Raw genomic sequence first — 17,605 nt, 5'->3', positions numbered from 1 at the left:
CCTTAATAAGGTAAGCCAGACGCTTACTTATCCCGTTCGATTATGTGTTGAGCGAACTGTTGTAAAAGGCCGTTATTATACGGCAACTCGGCCAGCGCTTCTAACGCAAGTTGATATTGTTTTTGGGCATGTTGCTTGGCGCCATCCAGACCGAGCAGCGCCGGGTAGGTGGCTTTATTGGCTGCAACATCAGAGCCCTGAGGCTTTCCAAGGGTTTCTGTATCGCTTTCAATGTCTAAGATATCGTCTTTGATTTGAAAGGCAAGGCCAATGGCGCGACTGTATTTTTTCAGGGCTGCAAGCTCTGCGGGATCACTTTTGGCGCTGGCGTAATACCCCAACAAAACCGATGCTTCGATGAGAGCGCCTGTTTTCATGGCGTGCATTTGTTCAAGCTCGGATAGCGTTAACTGTTTACCGGTAGATTCCAGATCGATCGCCTGACCGCCGCCCATGCCCATAGAACCCGATGCTTTACAGAGTAGATTGATCATGGCCAGCTGGATATCAGGCGGGCAATTGGTGATGGACTGGCGGGTTAAGGACTCAAACGCCAGTGTTTGCAGCGCATCACCGGCTAATACAGCAGTGGCTTCATCATATTTGATGTGGCAAGTGGGTAATCCACGGCGCAACTCATCATCATCCATACAGGGAAGATCATCGTGGATCAACGAATAAGCATGGATCAGTTCGACGGCAATTGCAGCGTTGTCCAGTTGCTCGGCGCTTGCGCCGCACATGAGTCCGGTGGCGTAAACCAGCAGCGGGCGTGTGCGCTTACCGGGGTTTAGCGCCGAATAACGCATTGCCGAGTGTAAATTGCCGGGGGATGTTTCGCTATCGGGTAACAGAAGACTGATCTGAGTTTCGACGCGGTCGCGATACTCGTGACTAAATTGATTGAAATTCATTGAGCATTAGGTGTGTAATCGGCTTCTTCTTCAGCAATGTGAAGATCGGTGAGTTGTTCCTGCTCAGACAGAACCTGGATCCGTTGACGTGCCTGTTCAAGCATTTGCTGGCAGTTTTTGGTCAGTTTGACGCCCTGTTCAAATTGTTTCAAAGCATCTTCAAGCGACAGTTCGCCCTGTTCCATTGCATCAACAATGGTTTCAAGTTGTTCGAGCTGTTGTTCAAAGGATGCGGATGTCTGTTTTTTGCTCATAATGAATTCCTAGTGAAGAGACGCTATTTTCGCCTAGATCGCGATGAATGAAAACCCTAAGCAGGTGGCAAACTGGTGAAATAATCGGGCACAAAACAGGCAGAAGCATTACTTTTTTGCGCTAAAGCTTAAACCGTCGGTAATAAGTTAATTTTAATTGTGTAAAAATACAGCCGTCGGTATAAGTGTGAGTTGGTTTCATTTCTGGAGCATTGGAGTGGAATTTTGTTATGATTTTCCGTCAGTTAATTGCATCTTACGCAAAACTGACTAACCTTTTTAATAGAAAAATAGTTTAAAACTTGAGGAAAGACTGGGTGGATATAGCAACCCTTATAGGTTTATTTGGTGCAGTGGGTATTGTTGCGTTGGCTATGATATTGGCTGGCGGTTTTGTGCAGTTTATTGATGTTCCCTCTGTTTTGGTGGTTGTGATTGGCTCTCATCTGGTGGTGCTAGGGCAATACCCTCTATCAGAATTTATTGGTGCCGCCAAAGCTGGCATGAAGACAATCATGTACAAGTCGCCCAATTGCGAAGAGATCATCGCAAAAATCGTTGAGTTGGCCGATTTGTCGCGTAAAGGCGGATTATTGTCATTGGAAGGCGCCGAAGTAGAAGACCCATTCTTAAAGAAAGGCGTCGGATTACTGGTGGATGGCCACGACGGAGAGGTGGTCAAGTCGATTCTGGAAAAAGATGTTCAAATGGCTTCCAAGCGACACGCCAATGGTGCTGCGGTATTTAAAAGCCTGGCCGGTGTCGCGCCAGCCATGGGCATGATAGGTACCCTGATTGGTCTGGTGGCCATGTTGGGTAATATGGACGACCCTAAATCCATAGGTCCGGCGATGGCGGTGGCTCTGTTAACAACCCTGTATGGCGCAATGATCGCCAATATGATGGCAACCCCTATCTCGGATAAATTGAAGTTAAGAGATTCAGAAGAAAAAATTGCCCGGACCTTAATGATTGATGGCTTACTCGGTATTCAAGCCGGGCAAAACCCAAGGATCATTGAACAGGTGTTGCATGGCTATCTGGCTGAAGGCCAACGGCCCTCGGCTGAAGATTAGGGTGGCCCATGAGTACTGAAGAAGAATGTGACTGCCCACCGGAGGGACTTCCGGATTACATGGGCACTTTTGCCGACCTGATGGCTCTGCTGATGTGCTTTTTTGTGCTCTTGTTGGCTTTTTCCGAAATGGATGTTCTGAAGTTTAAACAAATCGCCGGTTCCATGAAGTACGCCTTCGGTGTGCAAAATAAAGTGGAAGTAAAAGATATCCCCAAGGGCACCAGTGTCATTGCGCAGGAATTCTCGCCCGGAAAACCGACCCCGACCATGATTGAAGCCATCATGCAGCATACTGTGGAGATCACCAAAGAGTCGCTGGAGTTTGATGAACCGGTTGAAGAAGATCCGCAGGAAGGCGAGGGAGACAAAAGTGATACCGGAGAAGGCGATAGCGCCAATGTCGGTGCTGGTGAAAAGCAGGCTTCTGGCGAAGGGCAAGCGTCTGCCCAGGGTCAAGCATCGGAATCATTGGCCCGTGAAATAGCCGTCAAGATGTCGGCTCAGCTCGATTCTGGACAAATAGAATTATTGGCTAAAGATAATATTGTTGTGATCCGAATTCGCGAAAGTGGCTCGTTTGCTTCCGGCTCGGATCGCATTGAACCAAGTTTTATTGGCGTGCTCGGCAGAATAGCCGAAATTTTGCAGGATACCGATGGCGAAATCCGGGTCGCTGGCCATACTGATAACCTGCCTATTGAAACGGAACGCTTTCGCTCTAACTGGGAATTATCCGGTGGGCGTGCCGGAAGCGTGGTTCGTGAGTTGTTGAAAAACGAAGCGCTTGAGCGAGAGCGATTTGTTATAACCGGTTATGCCGATACCCGACCTCTGGATACCAACGAAACACCACAGGGGCGTGCGAAAAATCGCCGGGTAGAAATCATTATTGTCCAGGGAGAGTCGACACCGAGTAATATTTTAGGCGTTACCGGTGCCGATGCTGCGGTTCAAACGGAGAGTAATGACGAACCCGAAAACTAAATGATGAAAGGGCGCTACTGGCTATGCCTCTATTGGCCTAAGCTGACATGAGCTTCTGTAAAACAAGCCAATGTGCGTTAAAAGTTGAGTTTTCGCTTAATAAACAAAAGGACTATCGATTATCGAGATGCCCATTTGAATTTGCCCAGGCTTTCACGGCGACCAGATCAAACTCCCACTCGCGGTTGATACCGCCTTCCTGAATAACCGGCATACCCATCTTAATCCAGCTATCCAGTTGAGCGCGATTGATGTCGAGCAGTAGTGACAACTGATACTTACCGATCACCTTATCTTGCCAGGAAGGGGATTTATCTTCATCTTTGTGATGGTTGCGTCGTTTCGCCTGTCGTAAATAATTGGAAGATTTCATAGCACTGCTCATTATCTATTGCCATATATAATCAATAGTTTAAAAATTGACCGATTTCCAGTTATCTTTCTGAAAAACACCCCGTTTACGACCATCGACTGATGTGGCTAAGGGCTGCGACAAGGGAAAGAAAGCCGTTAATGGGATTTGTAAGAGTTGGCCGTTAAATCCGTTAATATCGGGGTTAACAGAGTTCTTACCCGCAGGTATCTATAGTAGAATACCCGCTTTGTAAAAATGCGCATGATGCGGCCGTTGGCCAAGTTAGCCGTAACACTGATTTTAATGAGCAAATATTGTCCATGAGTAATGTAGCTGATAATTCTAAATCGCCAGAAAAACCGAAGCACTTTATCCGTCAAATTGTTGATAAAGATTTAGCGTCCGGTAAACATCAAACGATTGCCACACGCTTTCCTCCTGAGCCTAATGGCTACTTACACGTGGGTCATGCAAAATCCATCTGCCTTAATTTTGGTATTGCCGAAGAGTTTAAAGGCCAGTGCAATTTACGGTTTGATGATACCAATCCGGCAAAAGAAGAAGCCGCCTATGCAACGGCGATTGAAGAAGATGTGCACTGGCTGGGATTTGAGTGGAATGGCAACATTCGTCATGCCTCGGATTATTTTGATCAACTTTACGGCTTTGCCGAAGAGTTAATTGAAAAAGGCTTAGCCTATGTGGATGAACTGACGCCTGAAAAAATTCGCGAATATCGTGGTACCTTCGAAGTACCGGGAAAAAACAGCCCGCATCGGGATCGCCCAAGCAGTGAGAGTCTGGATCTGTTTCGCCGCATGAAAGCCGGCGAGTTTTCCGATGGTCAAATGTGTCTACGTGCCAAAATCGATATGGCATCGCCCAATATTAATATGCGTGATCCGGTTATCTATCGAATCAAACACCAAACCCATCACCGTACCGGTGATAAATGGTGTATCTATCCGATGTACGATTTCACCCATTGTATTTCTGATGCTCTGGAAGGCATTACGCATTCATTGTGTACTTTGGAGTTTGAAGATCACCGTCCTCTGTATGACTGGGTGCTGGATAATATTTCCATTGATTGTCATCCACAACAAATCGAATTTTCGCGTTTAAATCTTGAACACACCGTTACCAGTAAACGAAAACTGAACTTACTCGTTACAGATAAGCATGTGGATGGCTGGGACGATCCTCGTATGCCAACCATATCGGGAATGCGTCGCCGCGGGTTTACTGCTGCTGCCATCCGAGATATGTGTGAGCGAATTGGAATCACCAAAAAAGTTAACACCACAGAAATGGGTGTACTGGAAAATTCAGTTCGTGAAGATCTTGATAAAAACGCCAAGCGAGTCATGGCAGTGCTGGATCCGGTGAAGGTAGTGATCACGAATTATCCGGAAGATAAAGTTGAACAACTGACCGCGCCAAATCATCCTCAAAAAGAAGAGATGGGTGTGCGTACTTTGTTTATGAGTAAAGAAGTATTTATTGATCGCGCTGACTTTCGTGAAGAAGCGAATAAAAAGTACAAGCGTTTAGTTTTAGGTAAAGAAGTACGCTTAAGAAACAGTTATGTGATTCAGGCAAATGATGTGATAAAAGATCAACAGGGCAATATTACAGAAATCCATTGCAGTTATGATCCCGACACATTGGGCAAAAACCCCGAAGGTCGAAAACCAAAAGGGGTTATCCACTGGGTTTCGGCAACGCATTCGTTGTCTGCAACTGTCCGCCTGTATGACCGTTTGTTTAATGTGCCAAATCCGGGAGCGGAAGAGAACTTACCGGAATCATTGAATCCAGAGTCATTGATTACCTTATCAAATGCACGCATTGAAATGAGTGTGAAAGACGTTGAGCCAGAAACACGCTTTCAGTTTGAACGTGAAGGCTATTTCTGTTCCGATCGCTACGACTGTAAAGACGGTGAACTGGTATTTAATCGGACGGTCACATTAAGGGACAGCTGGGCAAAAATCGAAAATAAATTATAGATTAAAAATAAGGAGCCGGTTGGCTCCTTATTTTTACCAATACGAATAAAAGGAATAAACCTTGGTTAAGTTTTTACTGCTACTCGTTTGTTTCATTTCAATACCGCTATGGTCGACTGACTATTCCGTCGGGTTAGAACACAGTGAAAGTGAAAGTCACTTTGGCTTTGGTTTGAAAAGTCGTATTACTATCGACACGCTTGATCTCTCTGCCTATTACGATGACTTTTATATCAGCGCTTACATTCCTTATGCGAAACTGGAAGGCCCCGCAGCTATTGTCGGCATCTTACCTACGCGCGATAGGGTATTGTTCAGTAGCAACCGTGTTGATACTTACCTTGATGCCATTGTTAATAATTCGGCTGCAAGTGTCAGTAACTCGGAAGTATCGGGTTTAAGTGATGTGACCCTGTCGTCCGGTTATTACTTAAACGACAGCTTGTTCGATAACTATCTTCTGACACTGTCACTGGATATTAAATTGGACAATGGCGATGAGCAAAAGCTGCTGGGTACAGGCAGTATTGATTATACGTTAAAGCTGGACTGGCAATATTATATTAACGACTGGACTCCTAGCGTAACCGTTGGCAGCGTTTTTGTTGGTGACAGTGAGTTATTTGATAGCAGTGATTATTATTATACTCAGGCGGGGCTTTATTATACTGCCACAGAAACTTTAACTTTGGGCGCGGGTATGTACCTGGGCTTTCTTAAAAATGATACCGATATTAAACAGCTTGAATATTCATTAAGTTATCAATTTAGTGAGTCAGGTTTGCTTAACCTGTCGTATCAGAATGGCCTGTCAAATACTGCTATCGACAATGGATGGTCATTGGCACTTTACGGTTACTTTTAAAGTTATTTATAAAAATACAACAATAATTCAAATAAAAAAGCGGATGAACATGCATCCGCTTTTTTATTTGAATTGTTTTAACATCTGGTTTTATTTGCTTGAGTGAATAATCCAGGCAAACGCGACACCAATGTAAAAGTTATCTTGCTTTCGCACCAGCGGACTGTCTTCAAAGGTTGCTCCAGACACCGAGCGGTAACGCAAAAAGCCTCCGCTCCAAAAGTTGCCGTCACGTCTCGTCAATCCAAACATTGCCTGATATCCCGCATTGCCAGCTTCGGCTTGATATTCTGGACGTTCCGCAGTGGCATAGGCTTGATCCACCGAATAGTAATAATCATTGAATTTTTCGCTGGCGTAAAAATAGTTCGCTGACGTTAAAAACTTCCACTTTGTCGACTCTTGATGGAAGGTGTGCTCAAATCTAACGCCGGGTGAAAACTCCCAGCCTACATAATCCGCTGAACGAAAGTCAGTGGCAATACCAAAGCGAACCGGTAATATGATCTTAACGCGAGAATTTTCGCTGTTGTAAGCATGGTAATTAATTGATGGACCACCCAGACCTACCCAGTCAAGATCCTGCATTCCTTGTCGAGCATCATTGTCTTCACTGTCCAGTGGTAATGTTCCGGCAAAACTGATGTCCAGATCCCACTTGTTCGTGCTGGAGATGTGTCGTTTAAGACCTTCCCGGTTAAGCGATACCTTATCGCTTTGATAAACAAAATATGGAAAAGGCACGACATAAGTATTTTTTTCATCACTGCCTGCGTAATGTGGCACATCAATTATCGAGAATCCGGCACCAATTTCAAAAAAATCTTCTGCCTTTGGTTGTCTTTCAGTTTCTTCAGAAGTAGATGACGCAGTAACTATAACGGGTAGTAAAGACACGAGTATGGCGATTAATTTATGCTTAACGATCATTATTGTTCTCTTGCTTAATGTTTTGTTGATAGATGCTGCTTATGATAAATACTCTAATCCAAGGTAATTCTATCTCTAGCACCATGATAGCGAATAACAGTATAAACAATTACTTTATAGGTAATACGTCAAACGGTTAATACCAGATTTTATTAATGTAAAACAGTTGCTCCCCGGAAGGTGTAGTTACCTGTACTTCATCGTCCTGCTGTTTTTTTATCAATGCACGGGCTAATGGTGAGTCGACACTAATGTAGCGTTTATCGGCATCAAATTCATCACTGCCAACAATACGGTAGCAGAGAATATTCTCTTGCTCGTCTTCAATCTCTATCCAGGCCGAAAAAAACACCCGCGATTGATCACTTGGTTTATGCTCCACCACTTTCATATGGCTGGTACGCTTTTGTAAATAACGAATGCGTCGATCCATTTCTCGAAGCTGTTTTTTACGATAGATGTATTCTGCATTTTCCGAGCGGTCGCCTTCCGCAGCCGCGGCAGTAATAGCTTTGGTGACTTCGGGACGCTTATTTTTCCAAAGGTCGGCTAATTCATTGCGTAACCGGGTGGCGCCTTCTGGGGTAATTAAATTCGAACGATTCATACTGATTCATACTAAGTAGCTAGAGCGAGTTTATCTTTCATTATTTAAGATGTTGAGTGCCAAAATTAAGCCAATCGCGGCGTGAATTTTGAGGTTTAGTTATTCTAAATAAGAAATTCTCAACAAAGAGTGGCTTAATTTTAGCCTCAACCCTTCGGGCAGGGGTTATTTTATGACACAACTGCGTTATCGGTCATCCAAATACGACTACAGGGCGTAGGAGGTAGAACGACTCAGGAGACAAAGTCGAGAATAACTATTCATCATTCCCTCAGCCTAGTTGTGTCATAAAATAACCGCTTGCATCTCAAATAATGACAGATAAACACGCTCTGATGACTTAAAAGCAAATTAACCGCTAATGGTACGTGAGGACTTAGCAATAATAAAGGTGATTAACTGATTTGAGTTAGGTTATAACGGGGAGTTAGTGCGGGAAGAAACCATTTAGAGCAAACCGTCTGCAAACAGATTGATTATTGAAGAGCGTCGAATACGTCTAAGCAAGTTTAATGTAAAGTCATTCATAGATGCGATGAATGAATTTTTATTCCTCGTTAGCCCTCGTTAGCCCTCGTTGCTTTGAGCTCTATTCAAAAACGATGTGTCTTATTCAACAAGGTTAATGAACAGAGTCGAGCAACCGGGTGTTTTGCTTTGTAGGCTTCGAGCTGAGTAACCTGATTATTCGGGTCAGGCGGCAGTTGGGCTTTGAGCCGCAGCAGTTTGTACCGCGCCTGTTATGCGGAAACCTTTATTGACAAGCATGTTGTCGGTAACCGGAACTTTATGACAGGAGGTGTCTTCATTGGTAGGCATTAACACTTGCCCACAATTTGAACAACCTGTTACGTGAATACGTCCTTTAGTGAAGGTAACCCAGTGGTGACTACTATTATCATTGCTGAACATCATTGTACTGCTCCCACGGTTGCTTATTGTCATTAATCGATGTCGAAAATTGCGTTTTCTTTATCGTAAGATTTAAAGGAAGAGTTTCCTTAAGTCTTGAGTTAACTGTAGCGCAGATTAATATTTGACCATATCAGCCAAAAAATCTAATCCCTGTAAGAGATATCTGACAGTCTTGTGAGCCAGATCACAGGGGCTTCATGGAATATCGCATTCAACAAGGTGTCATTTACCAAGATATAACGAATAGCAATGTTTAACTGCTTGTTTTTAAGACTAAATTTTATTTGCGCTGGGATTTTGCAATTGGCTGACTATACTTATCGCACCGTTCAGTGATAAGCCATTCACACGGGCAACTGATGTGATCCTAATGGGTGTTAAGTGGCTATTTCAGTTTTTTTTGCAAAGATCTTGCAGTGGATTAAGGTGTTCATAGACTATGTTGGTGTTTAATTTATGACAGGCGATAAAGTCAGCTTTACTGAGCTTGACCAGCATTTGCATCAATATTTCAATTTGTTTGTTACCGCCATTGATCCTGAATATTCGGGTGATGTACGTCAGGATGCCAAACGACTGGTAAGCGATCAGTCCTTATGGCAATCCTTTATTAAAACCACTGATGAAGAAGATGATTCGGCATTACCAAACCGGGCTTTAAAAGAATACCCCCAACTCTATCTGCTAAATACTCTTACCGAAGTCCTGCTTGCTCAATTAATCCCGATGGAATCACTTAAGCAAAACAAGTTACCTTTTGCTCAGAGCTTGCATCTTTGGTTTATGAAAAGCTGGCTGCTGCAATATTCAGAGCAGCATTACCCAAATGAATTCCAGATGCTGCTGGAGTTTTTATCGCGGCTATTAAAACCCTACGATGCTCATGCCGGTCGAACTTTTGATCACGTCATCGATGAGTTTGGTGAATTATTGATAAAAGTGGTGGAGTCTCAGGCCGACCCTCAACACTATGTCGACTTGCAGCATCAGTTAACCGGTGTGTATCAGGCGTTTCAAAAAAAGATATTGCCTTTTGAACAAAGGGTGATCGCTTTTGAGAAGCAACAGCACGAAAACCAGACCGCATCCGATGATGCCAAGCAATTAATTAAATCAACATTGCAGCAACATAGGATCCCGAAATGGGTAAATGTGTTTATTAGTGAACATTGGCATCGACTGTTTCATTTGATTTTATTGAAAAATGACAGTCCTGATGAAGCACTAAATGCAGGAACAAGTCTACTCAGTGAGTTGCTGGATAGTTTTAAATTGCTCACGGCCGAAGAGGTGCAGCAAGCTTTTGCATCGACCATCTCACCTTTAAGAAGTCAAATAAGAGAGTTGTTCTCCAGTATCGTTATTGATGATGCGGTGATGGACAGTTTTCTGGACCGGTTAGAGCAACATCATATCGATATAATGGAAGGTAAAGCTTTACCGGAGAATGAGTGGGTTAGCTTCGGCTCAAACGAAATAAAATCTTCAGACAGCGTAAAAGAAACTTACAAACAGGTGATCCTTCATTGCAAAAGTGGTTCATGGTTCAACTATCACTTGCCCGATAAATCTCTGCATTGTCGGGTTATTGATCGTAATATGAGCTATCAAAAGCTGGTGTTGGTTAATTATTCTGGCGTTAGGGTCGACAGTTTATCGTTTAAAGTGGCAAATGATTTGATCGAAACCGAAAAATTGAAACCCTTTTCGTTACACAGTGAACTGGAACAAAAGCTGGGTGAACTTTCGAATTATATTGGTGCACAAGTTCAGGCCATTAACAAACAGTTAACGGACAAACAAAAGCAGCAACAAAAGCGCAAACTGTTAGCTCGACTTGAAGCATCGCGTAAAGAACGCCTTGAAATTAAAAAGTCGAAACGTCAGGCAGAAAAACGGGCTCGAGAAAAGGCAATACTGCAAAAACAGGCCGAGCAAAAGCAGTCAATTATCGAGCAGCTCAAATTATTAGCACCGGGATCAACCTTTATTGATCACGCAAATGACGCTACTTTGATTAAGTTTGTGTTGCGTTTAAAACAAACCGGAAAATTGGTGTTTGTTAATAAAAGAGGCGTAAAAGTTGCTCAGTGGTTGCCAGAAGAAATGGCCACACTAATGGTCGATGGCAAACTGGAGTTGTTAGCCAGTCAGCAATCGAATGAGCAAACCATGGAGCAAATAGTCGCCGCACAGCGGTTAAAACGACAGGCGGTGAGTACATCATGACAGAGCACGAACGACGCAAAGACGAGCGCCAGGAGCGCAGCACTCAGGTGAATTTTGAACTGACCTTTAAAAATGAAGCCGGTCACGCTGTTAAGCAGCGGTGTGAAACATTGGATATTTCAAAAAGTGGTCTTCGAGTTCACTTAAGCTGTCAGCTACCCGTAGGATTTATTACCGAGTTGTGTATTGAAAATAATAAAGGCCAACTGATGTTGTTATACGCAGAAGTTCGTTGGTGCAAACAAGCCGGGCAAGATTATGAATGTGGTTTTGAGCTATTGGATGCAGAACATTCGGATCTGGCCTACTGGGTTGAGCAGGCCAGTGCTTAAAATATTATTGGTTATGATTCTTCGTCAGGCTTTCTGGGTTCGTCGAGCAAATTAATAATAAATGGAATGCCCGGAAATAATTCAATTCTTAACTCGATGCGCCAGCCATCCAATAGTCTGGCAATATCGGTTAAGGATGAAAAGTTTGAAACCGTATCGAGCTGCATGGTTATAGTTCGGGTCTCGCCCGTTTTTATGGAAAAACCTTTTACTTTAATATCACTGATGAGCTGCTCGTCTTTCTGGATTAATACGCGGCTGTTCTCAAATACCAGATCAAATTCTGTCGGGTTTTGAATGTCCAGGTCAAAGCTGAGTTTGCCAAAGGATTCACCATCAAACAGATTACTGAGTGATGAGTAGTTGGCGCTAATAGAGTCCCAGTTAATGCTGTAATTTGCTTTTAATACCTGACTTTTATGGTGCATGGACTGAATAAGGCGACCGTGAAAAATAAGTCCGGTAATTAATAATAAAGTCATGACAGTGTAACCCAGCCGTTTGCTAAAACTGGACACTGGATGAATATGTTGTGTTTCTGGCAGCAGTCGGCTGGCGATATGTGTTCCGGCGGGGATCGCAATTGCAATAAATACCAAGTTTACCAAAAATAAAATCACCGAAACTTCCAAAAGATTGAGCGATTCAATGGTCATAATCCAGCGGCTGAGTAACAGGGCGGGCAAGCTGTAAATCACGCCAAACAGCAAAGATAAACCAATATTGCGACAAAGCAGTTTATTGATCATGGCGTATTTGATGCGATGGCGCTGCAAGGTGGGAGAAATAATATCCAGTGCAAAGGTATAAAATAAAAACAGATAACTCAGTGTAATGGATGTGGTATTGGCCCAGGAATAGGGGTAGTAACCTATCCACAAGATCACCATTTGGGCCGTCAGATAAAATAAGAACAGGCGGGTTTCTTCAATGCCTTGCATCATCAGAGTAAATTCTTTGGCAACACCATTCGGGTAATGCTGTTCTCGCTCAAATGCGGCGGAATATTTCTCCTTGATGGGAAACAAAAATATCGAGGCAACGACCAGCGAACCACTTAATATAAGGTTACTCAGTACGTCCTGCGCTTGAGACTCAAAGAAAAAGCGAAACAGTTCTTCCGAGATAGATTGCCAGGACTTTGGAAACAGGTAGTCGAGCGCAGCTTTTTTCAGGGCTATCTGATTATCGAGCAACAAATAACTGAAGCCTGCAAATACGGCAAAACCCACTAATAAGTACAGCAGCAGGCAGATTAAAGAACGGTGTTTTTGCTGCAACAGAGTTTTCGGAGCCTGCCAGAGGGCGAGTAGCAATTGAGAAGAAATGTGCATAAATCAGCGGTCGATAGAATGTCTATGGGCTTATATTGTGACTGGATAGTACCAAACACGGCAGAACGCGCAATAAGAAGCTGTTGAGAGGATAATTTATGATAGGTTTTCAGTGGCAATTGCCGCTGCCTCGACTATGATTAAAAGCTAACAATATCAAAAAATTAGACCTGATTTTCATGGAAAAAACTGCTACATCCAGCACCAGAAAAAGAAAAAAGCAATATCAGATTTCATTACTGGCCTTATCGTTGCTGGTGATAGCCGTTGCATGGGTTGTTGATGTTATTAATCGTGAGCGCGTTATAGCCAACTACCGCAGCGAAGTGGTCGATGAGGTGAGCACCTACAGGGCCCGTCTGGAAGGCGTCTTAATCTCTAATATGCAACTGGTACGTGGGCTGGTGTCTGTGGTGACGTCTGATCCAACAATCGACCAACAGCGTTTTTCTAAGGTGGCAAAACCCTTATTTGGCAGGACATCTCAGTTACGTAATATTGGCGCTGCACCCAATATGGTCATACAAATGGTATACCCTCTGGAAGGTAATGAAGCGGCCATAGGACTTGACTTCCGCACACACCCTACTCAAAAAACAACGGCTTTAAAGGCTCGCGATACCGGTGACATAGTAATGGCAGGGCCATTAGAACTAGTGCAGGGTGGAACCGGGCTTATTGCGCGGATCCCGGTTTTTCTCGGTGAAAATAATGAAGACTTTTGGGGATTATTGTCCGTTGTGCTGGATATAGAGCAAGTCTATCAGGACAGTGGCATGTTTGAACTTGAGTCAAAATATAATGTTATTTATCAAGGAAAACATGGGCTGGGGGATAAGGGCGAGTTTTTTCGCGGCAACGCGGATTTATTAGCAGAAGATCCCGTCTCTTTTAAATTGGATTTTCCTGGCGGAGGCTGGAATATATACGTCGTACCTAAAAATGGCTGGGAGTCACTGGCCAGCGTAATTTGGCCGATTCGCTTTCTTATTATCATTATTAGTGCGGCCGTTATTACCTTTCTTTGGTTTTTATTTCGAGCATTGCTACAGCAAAAGCAAGCAGATCAACGTTTAATGGCTTTATTTGATTTATCGCCTTTGGGCATTGCTCTCACCGACTTCAAAACTGGCCAGTTTATCGATGTGAATGACGCTTTGGAAAAAAATACAGGGTACAGCAAGGAAGATTTTAACCAATTTAATTATTGGAAATTGTTTGCCAATGGGGAAGAAGAACAACAGTCACAACAGTTGATGCAGGAAGCTGGTGTTTATGGGCCTTATGAAGATACGTTTAAGCGTAAGGATGGTACTGAATATCCTGTATCAATCAATGGACTATTGTTTGAAGCGAATGATAGACAATATGTCTGGTCAATTATTCAGGATCTCACTGAACGAAAAATCCGAGAGCGTATATTACGTGAAAACAGTGAGCAACTTGAACTCATTGTTGATAGTACAGAAGTCGGCATATGGGATTGGTACATTGAAGAGAACCAGGTATTGTTCAATGAGCGTTGGGCTGAAATATTGGGCTACAACCTTGTTGAGTTATCACCAACTAATTACGATACCTGGAAAGCCCTTTGTCATCCTGATGACTTAAAGCAAGCAGAGGAAAAAATTCAACAGCACTGGGATAGTATAACCAAAAGTTTTCGTGCAGAAGTTAGAATGCAACACAAACAGGGCGGCTGGGTATGGGTTTACACCAACGGTAAAGTGGTTGACAGGGGAGATAATGGTAAACCTAAACGAATGATTGGTATTCATTGGGATATTACTGAACGTAAGCAACAAGAGCAGCAACTATTATCTGCAAAACAAGAGGTGGAAAACTTTTTTAAGCAAACCAACAGTTTTATGTGCATCACCGACAATAACGGTGTCTTACAAAAAGTTAATCAAACGTTTGTTGATAAACTTGGTTTCTCCGAATCAGAGTTGATAGGTAAATCTTTTCTTGAGTTTGTTCATAGCGAAGATAAGAAAATTAATAAAGCGGTTGCCGATGCGCTAGGAAGTGGCCAGCCAATCACTGGTATTGAAAATAAAATAAAAACGAAGTACGGCAATTATCTGGACTTAATGTGGCATGCATCGGCAGACTTAGCGCGTAATAAACTTTATGCGACAGCAATTGATATAACCGATCGTAAACTGGCTGAAAAAGAACTCAAGCATCATCGAGAAATGCTTGAAAATATGAGCGAGCAAGCTCAAATAGGCGCATGGGAACTTTATGTAGACTCGGGAGACGTTTACTGGTCGAATGTTGCAAAAAAACTATTTGCTGTCGCCAGTGATTACCAGCCGGACTTATCTTCGATGTTGTCATTCTTTAAAGCAGGAGAGCATCGCTCAGAAATGACCGAGCAAATACAGTTATCCATCGATAATCAACTAGGATTCGATTCCGAATTACAAATTATTGATAATAATCAACAGTCAGTTTGGTTATCGGTAAGTTGCGAAGCTATTGTGGCGGATGGAAAATGCACACAACTTGTCGGTTCATTTCAGGACATTACTGAGCGCAAGAATAATGAGTTGGAACGGGATAACATAGCTCGCCACAATGAAGTTCTGGCGACATTGACCGTCAATAATGCTGTATTAGTTGGTGATCTGGAAAAGTCGAAAGGTGTAATCAGTGAGCTGGTCAGTCATGCCATTAATGTGGACAGGGCCAGTATATGGCTGTTTGATAAAAACTTGGAAAATTTGCAATGCATATCTCTGTTCGATCGACAAGAAGATACATTAACTGATGGTCAGTTATTAAGATTAAAAGATTATCCTTCGTATTTTAAAGCACTGCATTCTCAGGCGCTAATTTCTGTTAATGACGCAACTAATCACCCAGCAACAAAGGATATGGCTGAGGCTTATTTAAAGCCGAATAAAATTGTTTCCATGCTGGACGCGGTTATTCCTGGCAGCGGTGGAATTGTTGGCGTTATCTGTGCCGAACATCGACACGATAAACGTATCTGGACACAGGCCGAAGAGAATTTTTTAATATCGCTGGGCACTTTAGTTGGCGGTATTTATACAACGGATCAACGCAATAAAACTGAAATACAACTGGTACAAGCAAAAGAAGCCGCAGAAGCGGCAGCTCACGCGAAAAGTGAGTTTTTAGCCAGTATGAGCCATGAAATACGAACGCCAATGAACGGTATTCTGGGAATGTTAAGCCTCCTGCAAAATAGTGAGTTACAAAAAATGCAGGCGCACCATGTTGAGTTGGCTCACTCCTCTGCGGAATCTCTATTGCATATAATTAACGATATTCTCGACTTTTCTAAAATTGAAGCAGGGAAGTTATCACTTGAGCACATAGAGTTTAACCTGCTGCAGTTATTCAGTGATTTAATTCAGTCGATGGCAATAAAAGCTGAAGAAAAAAATATTGAGTTGATCCTAGATGCAAGCAAAATAGAATCTCCCTTACTGATTGGTGATCCGCTGCGTATACGTCAGGTTGTGACCAACCTTATTAGTAATAGTGTAAAGTTTACCTCCGATGGTGAAGTGGTTGTATTTATTGAAGTCCGACAGCAGAGTGAGAGTGTCAATCGACTTTATTGTGTCGTTAAAGACACGGGCATTGGTATCGATAAAGATAAACAGTCCATGTTGTTTGAAGCCTTTACTCAGGAAGATTTATCAACAACCCGTAAATACGGCGGAACTGGATTAGGTTTGGCTATTGTTAAGCAGTTGTGTGATCTTATGGGCGGCTCAGTTGATGTTAAAAGTGAGCCGGGCGAGGGCAGTGAGTTCAGTTTTGAAATTAATATTGGTATTGCTGACAAAGCGCATAATAATCTGGATGGGCGCGGACACTACCTAACCAATAAACATATTTTAATCGTTGAAGACAATGATACCAACCGTAAGATGTTGGAAGAGCAATTGAGTTTATGGGGAGCAAAAATATCCACCGCCTCATCCGCTAAACAAGGCCTGCAAATAGTAGAAGATAATAAAACCGCTTTGGACATTATTTTGATCGATATGAGCTTGCAAGATTTGCCCGGTGATGAATTGGGTAACACGATTAGAAACGATAATGCGTGTGATGATATAAAGTTAATTATTATGGCAACGGTTAAGCAGCATCAAAAGAAGAAGTTTTATTCCAATACCAGTTTTGATGCTTATATTACCAAGCCAGCAACACCATCGGAACTGCTGGATGGATTAAACGATGCCCTTAAAGACGAAGGGGTGTTTAAAAATACAGTATTAGATTCGTTAATCAGTCGTAAGTCGTCCGGTTTGATACTGGATGAATTAACAGAACATCAACTGGAAGGTAAACGCGTGCTTCTTGTGGAAGATAATCGTGTTAATCAAACGGTGGCTCAGGCCATGTTGAAAAAAATGGGGATTGCCAGCGATATTGCCAATAATGGTGTAGAGGCTTTAGATATGCTGAAACAGAAGTCCCACGATCATTATTTGTTGATCTTGATGGACTGCCAAATGCCGGAGATGGATGGCTATCAAACCACAAAGCACATTCGTCAGGGCGAGCTTGGTCCAGCTTTATCAACTATTCCAATTATTGCTTTGACTGCAAATGCCATGAAAGGCGATAAAGAAAAATGTTTTGCCGCCGGAATGAGTGACTATCTGGCTAAACCAATTGATATGGAAAAGCTTGCTGAAAAAATGCAAAGCTGGCTACGAAATATGATGGTGTAAGTTATGGGGCATGTTTATTTTCAAGTACCGATTCAAATGAATAGATTTAAATTGTATAAAGTATAATTCGATCTG

14 protein-coding genes are annotated in these 17,605 nt (G+C 42.8%); 7 read left to right on the top strand and 7 right to left on the bottom strand.

All coding sequences use genetic code 11. The features are described 5' to 3' along the window. Window positions 1-23 precede the first annotated feature (23 nt). On the bottom strand, window positions 24-914 hold the full coding sequence (gene ispA / locus C8D97_RS14910; protein ID WP_109764597.1) for a (2E,6E)-farnesyl diphosphate synthase: 891 nt from the start codon (window positions 912-914) through the stop codon (window positions 24-26). Then, window positions 911-1,168 carry an exodeoxyribonuclease VII small subunit gene (locus C8D97_RS14905; protein ID WP_109764596.1) on the bottom strand — a complete coding sequence of 86 codons (258 nt, stop codon included), beginning with the start codon at window positions 1,166-1,168 and terminating at the stop codon, window positions 911-913. The genes ispA and C8D97_RS14905 overlap by 4 nt, the downstream gene beginning before the upstream one ends. Window positions 1,169-1,485: 317 nt before the next feature. Between C8D97_RS14905 and pomA the strand changes: the two genes are divergently transcribed. Together pomA and C8D97_RS14895 are read left to right on the top strand one after the other, a co-directional pair. Beyond that, on the top strand, window positions 1,486-2,244 hold the full coding sequence (gene pomA, locus C8D97_RS14900) for a flagellar motor protein PomA (RefSeq protein WP_109764595.1): 759 nt from the start codon (window positions 1,486-1,488) through the stop codon (window positions 2,242-2,244). Between the two features lie 8 nt (window positions 2,245-2,252). Next, window positions 2,253-3,230, top strand: a complete 978-nt coding sequence (locus C8D97_RS14895) for a flagellar motor protein MotB (protein WP_109764594.1) — start codon at window positions 2,253-2,255, stop codon at window positions 3,228-3,230. A 112-nt stretch (window positions 3,231-3,342) separates the two neighbouring features. Here C8D97_RS14895 and C8D97_RS14890 read toward each other — a convergent pair whose 3' ends face one another. After that, window positions 3,343-3,603, bottom strand: coding sequence for a hypothetical protein (locus C8D97_RS14890; RefSeq protein WP_109764593.1), 261 nt, complete (start codon window positions 3,601-3,603; stop codon window positions 3,343-3,345). A 302-nt stretch (window positions 3,604-3,905) separates the two neighbouring features. On the opposite strand from C8D97_RS14890, the gene glnS reads away from it, so the two are divergent. Together glnS and C8D97_RS14880 are read left to right on the top strand one after the other, a co-directional pair. Beyond that, a complete protein-coding gene (gene glnS, locus C8D97_RS14885; RefSeq protein ID WP_109764592.1) occupies window positions 3,906-5,597 on the top strand; it encodes a glutamine--tRNA ligase in 1,692 nt (563 codons plus the stop codon). A gap of 61 nt (window positions 5,598-5,658) precedes the next feature. After that, entirely contained in the window at window positions 5,659-6,462 is an 804-nt protein-coding gene (locus tag C8D97_RS14880; RefSeq protein ID WP_109764591.1) for a hypothetical protein, read from the top strand. A 90-nt stretch (window positions 6,463-6,552) separates the two neighbouring features. Here C8D97_RS14880 and C8D97_RS14875 read toward each other — a convergent pair whose 3' ends face one another. The 3 genes from C8D97_RS14875 to C8D97_RS14865 form a co-directional block, all read right to left on the bottom strand. Continuing rightward, entirely contained in the window at window positions 6,553-7,392 is an 840-nt protein-coding gene (locus tag C8D97_RS14875) for a MipA/OmpV family protein (protein WP_109764590.1), read from the bottom strand. A gap of 136 nt (window positions 7,393-7,528) precedes the next feature. After that, a complete protein-coding gene (gene greB / locus C8D97_RS14870; protein ID WP_109764589.1) occupies window positions 7,529-7,999 on the bottom strand; it encodes a transcription elongation factor GreB in 471 nt (156 codons plus the stop codon). A 693-nt stretch (window positions 8,000-8,692) separates the two neighbouring features. Next, a complete protein-coding gene (locus C8D97_RS14865; RefSeq protein ID WP_109764588.1) occupies window positions 8,693-8,914 on the bottom strand; it encodes a hypothetical protein in 222 nt (73 codons plus the stop codon). Window positions 8,915-9,370: 456 nt separating this feature from the next. On the opposite strand from C8D97_RS14865, the gene C8D97_RS14860 reads away from it, so the two are divergent. Together C8D97_RS14860 and C8D97_RS14855 are read left to right on the top strand one after the other, a co-directional pair. Next, a complete protein-coding gene (locus C8D97_RS14860) occupies window positions 9,371-11,143 on the top strand; it encodes a DUF1631 family protein (protein WP_109764587.1) in 1,773 nt (590 codons plus the stop codon). Beyond that, complete coding sequence (locus tag C8D97_RS14855; RefSeq protein WP_109764586.1) at window positions 11,140-11,475, top strand: PilZ domain-containing protein; 336 nt, start codon at window positions 11,140-11,142, stop codon at window positions 11,473-11,475. Before C8D97_RS14860 ends, C8D97_RS14855 begins: the two co-directional genes overlap by 4 nt. A gap of 11 nt (window positions 11,476-11,486) precedes the next feature. On the opposite strand, the gene C8D97_RS14850 is transcribed toward C8D97_RS14855, so the two are convergent. Further along, the gene (locus C8D97_RS14850) at window positions 11,487-12,809 is read right to left on the bottom strand and encodes an LEA/WHy family protein (protein WP_109764585.1); all 1,323 of its coding nucleotides are present in this window, start codon (window positions 12,807-12,809) and stop codon (window positions 11,487-11,489) included. A 179-nt stretch (window positions 12,810-12,988) separates the two neighbouring features. Here C8D97_RS14850 and C8D97_RS14845 point away from each other — a divergent pair, with 179 nt between their 5' ends. Continuing rightward, entirely contained in the window at window positions 12,989-17,530 is a 4,542-nt protein-coding gene (locus C8D97_RS14845; RefSeq protein ID WP_109764584.1) for a PAS domain S-box protein, read from the top strand. Window positions 17,531-17,605: the final 75 nt, after the last annotated feature.

It is taken from the genome of Pleionea mediterranea, assembly GCF_003148745.1.
GTDB classification, from domain to species: Bacteria; Pseudomonadota; Gammaproteobacteria; order Enterobacterales; family Kangiellaceae; genus Pleionea; species Pleionea mediterranea.
This window is presented reverse-complemented; position numbering and strand designations above follow the sequence as displayed.